At 71.6% G+C, this 7,694-nt stretch carries 7 protein-coding genes; 4 read left to right on the top strand and 3 right to left on the bottom strand.

All coding sequences use genetic code 11. The features are described from left to right. The 4 genes from ACWCO3_RS28085 to ACWCO3_RS28100 all read left to right on the top strand — a co-directional run. Positions 1 to 863, top strand: an 863-nt coding sequence (locus ACWCO3_RS28085) for a molybdopterin cofactor-binding domain-containing protein (RefSeq protein WP_450012888.1), incomplete at its 5' end; no start/stop codon positions are given. A gap of 28 nt (positions 864 to 891) precedes the next feature. Further along, positions 892 to 1,257, top strand: coding sequence for an ArsR/SmtB family transcription factor (locus ACWCO3_RS28090; protein ID WP_145781186.1), 366 nt, complete (start codon positions 892 to 894; stop codon positions 1,255 to 1,257). Then, positions 1,257 to 1,898, top strand: a complete 642-nt coding sequence (locus tag ACWCO3_RS28095) for an SRPBCC family protein (RefSeq protein WP_145781184.1) — start codon at positions 1,257 to 1,259, stop codon at positions 1,896 to 1,898. The genes ACWCO3_RS28090 and ACWCO3_RS28095 overlap by 1 nt, the downstream gene beginning before the upstream one ends. 53 nt (positions 1,899 to 1,951) lie before the next feature. Beyond that, positions 1,952 to 2,467 carry an NUDIX domain-containing protein gene (locus ACWCO3_RS28100; protein ID WP_145781182.1) on the top strand — a complete coding sequence of 172 codons (516 nt, stop codon included), beginning with the start codon at positions 1,952 to 1,954 and terminating at the stop codon, positions 2,465 to 2,467. A gap of 24 nt (positions 2,468 to 2,491) precedes the next feature. On the opposite strand, the gene ACWCO3_RS28105 is transcribed toward ACWCO3_RS28100, so the two are convergent. The 3 genes from ACWCO3_RS28105 to ACWCO3_RS28115 all read right to left on the bottom strand — a co-directional run bounded on the left by ACWCO3_RS28105 (position 2,492) and on the right by ACWCO3_RS28115 (position 7,558). After that, the gene (locus ACWCO3_RS28105; RefSeq protein WP_450012895.1) at positions 2,492 to 4,435 is read right to left on the bottom strand and encodes an ABC transporter ATP-binding protein; all 1,944 of its coding nucleotides are present in this window, start codon (positions 4,433 to 4,435) and stop codon (positions 2,492 to 2,494) included. Between the two features lie 75 nt (positions 4,436 to 4,510). Beyond that, the gene (locus ACWCO3_RS28110; RefSeq protein ID WP_450012891.1) at positions 4,511 to 5,968 is read right to left on the bottom strand and encodes an ATP-binding protein; all 1,458 of its coding nucleotides are present in this window, start codon (positions 5,966 to 5,968) and stop codon (positions 4,511 to 4,513) included. A 27-nt stretch (positions 5,969 to 5,995) separates the two neighbouring features. After that, positions 5,996 to 7,558, bottom strand: coding sequence for an FAD-dependent oxidoreductase (locus tag ACWCO3_RS28115; protein WP_450012893.1), 1,563 nt, complete (start codon positions 7,556 to 7,558; stop codon positions 5,996 to 5,998). Between the last annotated feature and the right edge of the window lie 136 nt (positions 7,559 to 7,694).

The raw sequence follows: 7,694 nt of genomic DNA on the forward strand, positions 1-7,694 counted from the left end.
GGCCCGCGCTCGCCGCCGTCACCGCGATCATCGTGCTCTCCTCGGTCATCGCGATGGCCAGCCCGTTTCTGCTGCGTGCCGTCATCGACCGGGCGGCCACCGCCACCGCCCGGCCCGACGGAAGCTTCCTGGTCCGGATCAACGCCACCGACATCGGCACCGGCGCCCGTACGGCGATCTGGCAGGTGGCCGCCGACGCGCTCGGGGTGCCGCCCGAGCAGGTGGAGATCCACATCGGGGACAGTGAGCTGCCGACCGCCCCGTTGGCCGGCGGATCGATGGGCACCGCGAGCTGGAGCTGGGCGGTCATCCGCGCCTGCCAGGCGTTGCGGGAGAAGCGGCGCGACAACCCCGGCGAGGTGACCGCCGAGGCGGACACCACCGACGAGGTGGGCGGACAGCCCGCGCTCCCCCGGTACGCGTACGGGGCGCAGTTCGTCGAGGTGCGGGTGGACGCCGACACCGGCGAGGTACGCGTGAACCGCATGCTCGGGGTGTTCGCCGCCGGCCGGGTGGTGAACCCGACGACGGCGCGCAGCCAGCTCATCGGCGGTATGACGATGGGCCTGTCGATGGCGCTACACGAGGAGGGGCTGCTCGACGAGCGGTACGGCGACTGGGTCAACCACGACCTGGCTACGTACCACATCACCGGCTGCGCGGACGTGGAGTCCATCGAGGCGTACTGGCTGGACGAGCGCGACGACGGGCTGAACCCGGCCGGGGTGAAGGGCATCGGTGAGATCGGCATCGTCGGCGCCGCGGCGGCGATCGCCAACGCGGTGCACCACGCGACCGGCGTACGGATCCGGGAGCTGCCGATCCGGCTCGACAAACTCATCGGAGTATCGGAACTGGCTTAAATAAGCCGTCAGTGATACAACTGTCGTCGTGCACGCCTTCGACGTGCTGGGCGATCCGGTCCGGCGCCGCATCCTGGAACTGCTCGCCGACGGCGAGCAGACCGCCGGCGCGGTCAACGCGGTGATCCGCGACGAGTTCGGCATCTCCCAACCCGCCGTTTCCCAACACCTCAAGGTGTTACGCGACAACGGCTTCGCCACCGTGCGGCCGGAAGGCACCCGGCGGCTGTACGCGGTCGACCCCCGCCCACTGCGCGAGGTCGACGGCTGGCTGGAGCACTTCCGCCGGTTCTGGACCCCACCCCTGGCGGCACTCGCCACGGAGCTGGCCCGAGGTCGACGCGAACGTCGGCTCCGCGGGCCCGCCGATTCATCCGACGAGAGGAACACCTGATGTTCGACGCGACCGAGCAGATCAACGCCGTCCAGCGGAAGGTCGGCAGCCGCACCCTGGAGGCCGGCGAGGCTCGGGTGACCACGATCAGCCAGACCTACCAGGCGACGGTCGATGATCTCTGGGACGCCTGCACCAGCGCCGAGCGCATCCCCCGCTGGTTCCTGCCGATCTCCGGCGACCTGCGGCTGCACGGCACGTACCAGTTGCAGGGCAACGCCCACGGCACCATCGAGACCTGCGAGCCGCCGCACCGCTTCACCGCCACCTGGGAGTACGGCGACGAGGTGAGCTGGATCGAGGTGCGCGTCACAGCTGTCGGCGACGAGCGGGCCCGCCTCGACCTGGACCACATCGCGCACGTCGACCAGGACCGGTGGGCGCAGTTCGGGCCGGGCGCCGTCGGGGTCGGCTGGGACCTGGGCCTGCTCGGGCTCGCCTCGCACCTGGCCGGCGACGGCAGCGGGATCACCCCGGACCAGGCCGCCGAATGGACCGGCTCCCCCGAGGGCCGGCGGGCCATGGAACTGAGCAGCCACCTGTGGGGTGAGGCCAGCATCGCCGCCGGCACCGACGCCGACGAGGCGAAGGCCGCCGCCGAACGCACCACCGCCTTCTACACCGGCACCCCGGAGCTCTGAGCGCGGGCGGCGGCGCGGCAGACTTCGGGGTTGTCGGAGTAGCGTGCTGCGGCATGACCGGCACGCCGTACTCACACTGCTCCTACTGTGGCGCCGCCTACCCGCCGGCCGCCGGCTGGCCCCGCGTCTGCGCGGCCTGCGGCGAGACCGTCTGGCGCAACCCGCTGCCCGTGGCGGTCGCGGTGCTGCCGGTCCGCACGGCCGAGGGCCTGGGCGTGGTGGTGGTCCGCCGGGACATCGAACCGGCCCGCGGCCTGCTCGCGCTGCCCGGCGGCTTCATCGAGTACGGCGAGGAGTGGTCCGACGCGCTCGTCCGTGAGCTGCGGGAGGAGACCGGCCTGGTCGCGGCGGCCGAGGACGCCCGACTGTTCGCGGTGCATGGCGCCCCGGCGGGCGGCACCATGATGGTCTTCGGGGTGCTGCCCGAGCAGCGGGCCGAGGACCTGCCGGCGTCGGCGCCGACCGACGAGGCGACCGAGTGGCTGGTGCTCACCGACCCGGTCGAGCTCGCCTTCTCCACCCACACTCGGGTGCTGGCCGACTTCCTCGCGGCGGCACGCAGCGCCTGAGCGAACGGTTGCCCGGGTGGACGGTCAGCGGGGCAGGGCGTCGTCGGTGCCGGTCAGGTAACCGCTGGCCTGCAACTCGAACAGCTCCCGGTAGAGGCCACCGGACGCCATCAGCTCGTCGTGGTTGCCCTGCTGGACCAGTCGGCCCCGTTCCATCACGAAGATCCGGTCGGCGTGCCGGACGTTGGCCAACCGGTGGGTGATCAGGACGACAGCCCGGTCGGGGCTGCGGCGGAGGTGCTGGAACAGGGCGTGTTCGGCGCGGGCGTCCAGGGCCGCCGACGGTTCGTCACAGATCAGCAGCGCCGCGTCCCGGTACAGGCCACGGGCGGCGACCAACCGTTGCCACTGCCCACCGGACAGTTCATGGCCGTCCTTGAACTCCCGGTCGAGCAGCGTGTCGTAGCTGTTGGGCAGGCCGACGATCATGTCGTGGGCGGCAGCCGCGCCGGCCGCCTCCTGCACGCTGGGGCCGGATCGCCCGGGTGCGCGGTCGTGCCGCCCCACGCGGATGTTCTGCCCGGCGGTGAACGGGAACTTCCAGTACTCCTGGGTCATCACGGCCACCTGGCCACCGAGGGCGCGTGGGTCCAGCTCGACGGCGTCGACACCGTCCCAGCGGATCACCCCACCGGTCGGCCGGTAGAGCCCGGCGATCAGTTTGGCCAGTGTGGTCTTGCCGGAGCCGTTCTCGCCGACCAGAGCGACCACCTCCCCCCGGCGCACTGTCAGACTCACCCGGTCCACGGCGGGCGTGTCGGTGTCCGGATACCTCAGGCTCACCTCGTCCAGCTCGATCACCTGGACGCCGTCGACCACGCGGTCGCCGCCGATCGGCACCCGGGCGTGGGCGCGGGACAGGAAGTCCCGGTAGTCCTGGTAGTAGAGGGCATCCTCGTAGAGCGAGTTCGTGGCGATGACCGCCACACCCAGGCTGTTCCGCGCCGACTGAAGGGCGAGCAGGGCGGTGGCCGCGGCGGCGAGGGCCACCATTCCGGCCAGCAGAAGACCGCCGAGCACCGCGTACACCCCGAAGGTGGCCAGGCCCGCGACGGTCGCGCCGCCGACCCGCGTGCCGGTCTGGGCGCGGACCAACCGCAGTTGGGCCCGCGTCTCGACGGCCATCACGCCGCGATACTCGGCAAGCAGAAAATCGCGCATCTGGTACGCGCGCACCTCGGCGGCGGTGTGTCGGTTGGCCATCAGGTGGGCCAGCATCCACATCCGCCGCTGGCGGGTGATCCGGGCCAGCATCGCCAGGTACTCACGGCGGGCCATCCGCACCGCGGTGATTGCCTGGGGCACCGCGGCGAGCAGCAGACAGGGCAGCAGCAGCGGTTGGATGACGGTCACCGCGACGGCGGTGGCCAGCATGCCGACCACACCGGTGACCAGGTTGACAGTGTGACTGACGATGTACGCGGCCTCCGCCATCCCGCGGTCCCGGGCCCGGTCCATCTCCTCGGCGAAGCCGGCGTCGTCGAACGCGGCAAGTTCCACGGCGGTGGTGGCCTCGAACAGGCGCAACTCCACCTGATAGTTGATCTGCGGGGTCAGCCGGGCCTGGGCCCATCCGGCCGCGATCGCCAGGCCCCCACGCGCCGACACGGCCGTCGCCGCCACGACCAGCGCCGGCAGCGCCGCCCGGACCCGGTCCGGTGTGGGACCGGCGGCGAACAACTCGCTCAGCACACTTGTCGTGGCCAGCAGGCCGAACGTGGTCATCACACCGGCGGCGACGTTCAGGCCGATGGAGGCGACGGTGTCCCGACGGTTGGTGGCCCAGGCCAGCCCGACCGCCTCGCGGACCAGTCGGGGCAGCCGGCGGGCCACCGCCCAGAAACCCGTGTGGGCGAACTCGTGCGCGTGATGCAACCAGTCCGGGTCCTCCAGCTCCGGCAACATCGTGCCGGCCGGCGGATCGCCCGGCTGGTCGGCGTCCTCGGCGGCGGTGCGCTGGCGGGCCATCGACTCCACGGACCCTCCTCGGGGGCGGGATCACCAACGCTGCCCGAGACTACTGCCGGCTATCGCCCGCTGTCTCTAGGTAGTCGGCGCGTCGCCCGGCGCGTCCGGTGAGCCCTCCGCGATGGGCAGCAGCACCCGGAAGGTGGTCCGCCCCGGCTCGGTCTCCACCCGGATGTCGCCGTGGTGCTTGTTCACCACGATCCGGTACGAGATGTCCAGCCCCAACCCGGTGCCCGCGCCCACCGGCTTGGTGGTGAAGAACGGCTCGAAGATGCGCGGCCGCACCTCCGGCGGGATACCCGGGCCGGTGTCGGTGATCTCCACCGCCAGCAGGTCGCCGACGAGTCCGGTGCGGACGGTCAACACACCCTTCTCGCCCATCGCGCCCAACGCGTTGTCGATCAGGTTGGTCCACACCTGGTTCAGCTCGGCCGCGTACGCCGGGACCGGCGGAAGACCACGGTCGTACTCGCGGACCAGCTTGACCTCGGCGGGGATCTTCCCCTTGAACATCACCAGCGTGGCGTCGAGCAGGTCGTGCACGTCCACCACCCGGTGCGGCGCGCGGTCCAGCTGCGAGTACTGCTTGGCGGCGCCCACCAGGCCCGAGATCCGGGTCACCGCGTCGCCGATCTCCCGCATCAACAGCTCGGTGTCGACCGTGTAGGTGAGCCAGCGCACCGCCGCCTCCAGGTCGGCCGGGCCGACCGCCGCCTTCACCCGCGTCAGCCAGGCCGTGTCGAGGCCGCCACCGACCAGGATCGGCGCCAGGTCCCAGGCACCCTCGACCCCGTGCTCCTCCAGCCAGTCCGTGAGGGTGTCCTCGGCGTCCGCGGTGGCCATCGGGGACAGCTTCGGCGCGGTCGCGACCCGGGCGACGGCTTCCTCCTGCAACGCGACGAGACCGTGCAGGGCGCTGCCGTCGAGCCGACCATCGGCGATCATGGCGAGCTTGTGGCGCATCCCGGCAACCCGGTCCCGCAACACCGACGTCGCCCGCACCGCCGCCGCAGCCGGATTGTTCAGTTCGTGCGTCAGCCCCGCCGACAACGAGCCGAGCGCCAGCAGCCGCTCCCGTTCACCGACGATGGCCTGCGAGTCCCGCATCCCGAAGAACAGCCCCTCCAACAGGTGCATGGGCATCGGGAACCAGGACCGCAGGGCGTACGCGAAGTCCTCCGCCGGCAGCACGAAGAAGTCCGCGTCGGTCACCGCCCGCAGGCTGTTGCGGTAGACCTGGTCGACCTGCTCACCGAGGTACGCCTGGGTGGCTCCGCCGTACACCCCGCGCTGCTCGGTCCGGCTGACCTCCACGTCGTCGCCGTGCACCAGACGGCTCAACGCCACCGCCCCGCGCACCAGCACGAAGAAGCAGGTCGCCGGCTCACCCTCGGCGTACACGAGGGTCCCCCCGGCCCGCTGCTCGACCCGGCCATGCTCGGCCAGCCAGTCGAGCTGCGCGTCGTCGAGGGCCTCGAACAGGAACAGGGTACGCAGCTCCGCAGGTGTCAACCGATCAGACTCGGTGCTCACTGGGACTCCTCCGCTCGCAGAACCGGCTCATTGGGCTTCCAGGTAGCGGTGCACGAGCGACACGGCCATCGCGCCCTCGCCGACGGCCGAGGCGACCCGCTTGACCGACTCGGCCCGCACGTCGCCGGCGGCGAACACGCCCGGCACGCTGGTCTCCAGGTGGTACGGGTCGCGTGACAACGACCAGCCCGCCGGCCGCCGCCCCCCGGCCAGCAGATCCGGGCCGGTGACGATGAAGCCGCGCTCGTCGCGGACCAGCACCCCGTCCAGCCATTCGGTACGCGGCTCCGCGCCGATGAAGATGAACAGCCACGAGGTGTCCACCGAACGGGCCTCCCCGGTGCGGGTGTCACAGAGGGTCAGCCGTTCCAGGTGACCCTCACCGGCCCCGCCGACCACTGCGGTGTGCGGGTGCACGGTGATCCGGTCGATCCGTTCCAACTGGTCGATCAGGTACCGCGACATCGAGGCGGTCAGGTCCGCGCCACGGATCAGCAGGTGCACCCTCGACGCGTACCGGGAGAAGTGCACCGCCGCCTGCCCGGCGGAGTTGGCCCCGCCGACGATGTAGACGTCCTGCTCGACGCAGCTCGGCGCCTCGGTGGCGGCGGCGCCGTAGAACACCCCCCGGCCGGTGAGGTCGGCCAGCCCGGGAGCGTCGAGCACCCGGTACGACACCCCCGTCGCCAGCACCACAGTGTGCGCCGCGATCTCGCTGCCGTCGCCGAAGCGCAGCAGCCGGGCACCACCCGCCTCGCTGAGACCGACCACCTCACGGGCGCTGAGCAGCTCCGCGCCGAACTTCACCGCCTGCCGCCGGGCCCGATCGGTCAACTGCGCGCCGGACACGCCGTCCGGGAAGCCCAGGTAGTTCTCGATCCGACTGCTCTGCCCGGCCTGCCCGCCGGTCGCCCGCCGCTCGACCAGCACGGTCCGCAGCCCCTCCGACGCCCCGTACACGGCCGAGCCGAGGCCCGCCGGGCCACCGCCGATCACCACCAGGTCGTAGAAGTCGGACGCCGGCACCACTGTCAACCCGGCCAGCGCGGCCAGCTCGGCCTCACTGGGGGCGATCAACGCCTTGCCCTCGGGGGTCACCACCAGCGGCACGTCCGCCTCGGTAGCACCGGCCGCGTCGAGCAACCGGACGCCCTCCGGGTCGTCCGACAGCAACCAGCGGTACGGCACCAGGTTGCGGGCCAGGAAGTCACGGACCTTGAACGACGGCGCCGACCACCGGTGCCCGACGACCCGGATCTCGGCACTCGCCGCGTCCGGGGTCGCCGCCCACGCCTCCAGCAGCCCGTCGACCACCGGGTACAGCTTCTCCTCCGGCGGATGCCACGGCTTGAGCAGGTAGTGGTCCAGGTCCACCACGTTGATCGCCTCGATCGCGGCGTCGGTGTCCGCGTACGCGGTGAGGAGCACCCGGCGCGCCGCCGGGAAGATGTCCATGGCCGCCTCGAGGAACTCCACGCCGGTCATCTCCGGCATCCGGTGGTCGGCCAGCAGCAGCGCCACCTGTTCGCCGCGCAGCTTGACCTCCCGCAGCGCGTCCAGCGCCTCCGGCCCCGACGAGGCCCGCAGCACCCGGTAGCGGTCGCCGTAGCGGCGCCGGACGTCCCGGGGCCCCCCCCCGGCCCCCCCCCGATAAGAAAGGAAGATAACACCTCAGAAAAACACACAAAAGAGAGTCTATATCGGATTACGTCTTATTGTTTAAAAA

It is taken from the genome of Micromonospora sp. NPDC002411 (assembly GCF_053592955.1).

What these genes read in the sequence shown, in the direction of transcription:
- ACWCO3_RS28100 (WP_145781182.1), top strand. Translation starts at nt 1,952, where the DNA reads ATGACCGGCACGCCGTACTCACACTGCTCCTACTGTGGCGCCGCCTAC.
- ACWCO3_RS28105 (WP_450012895.1), bottom strand. Translation starts at nt 4,435, where the DNA reads ATGGCCCGCCAGCGCACCGCCGCCGAGGACGCCGACCAGCCGGGCGAT.
- ACWCO3_RS28095 (WP_145781184.1), top strand. Translation starts at nt 1,257, where the DNA reads ATGTTCGACGCGACCGAGCAGATCAACGCCGTCCAGCGGAAGGTCGGC.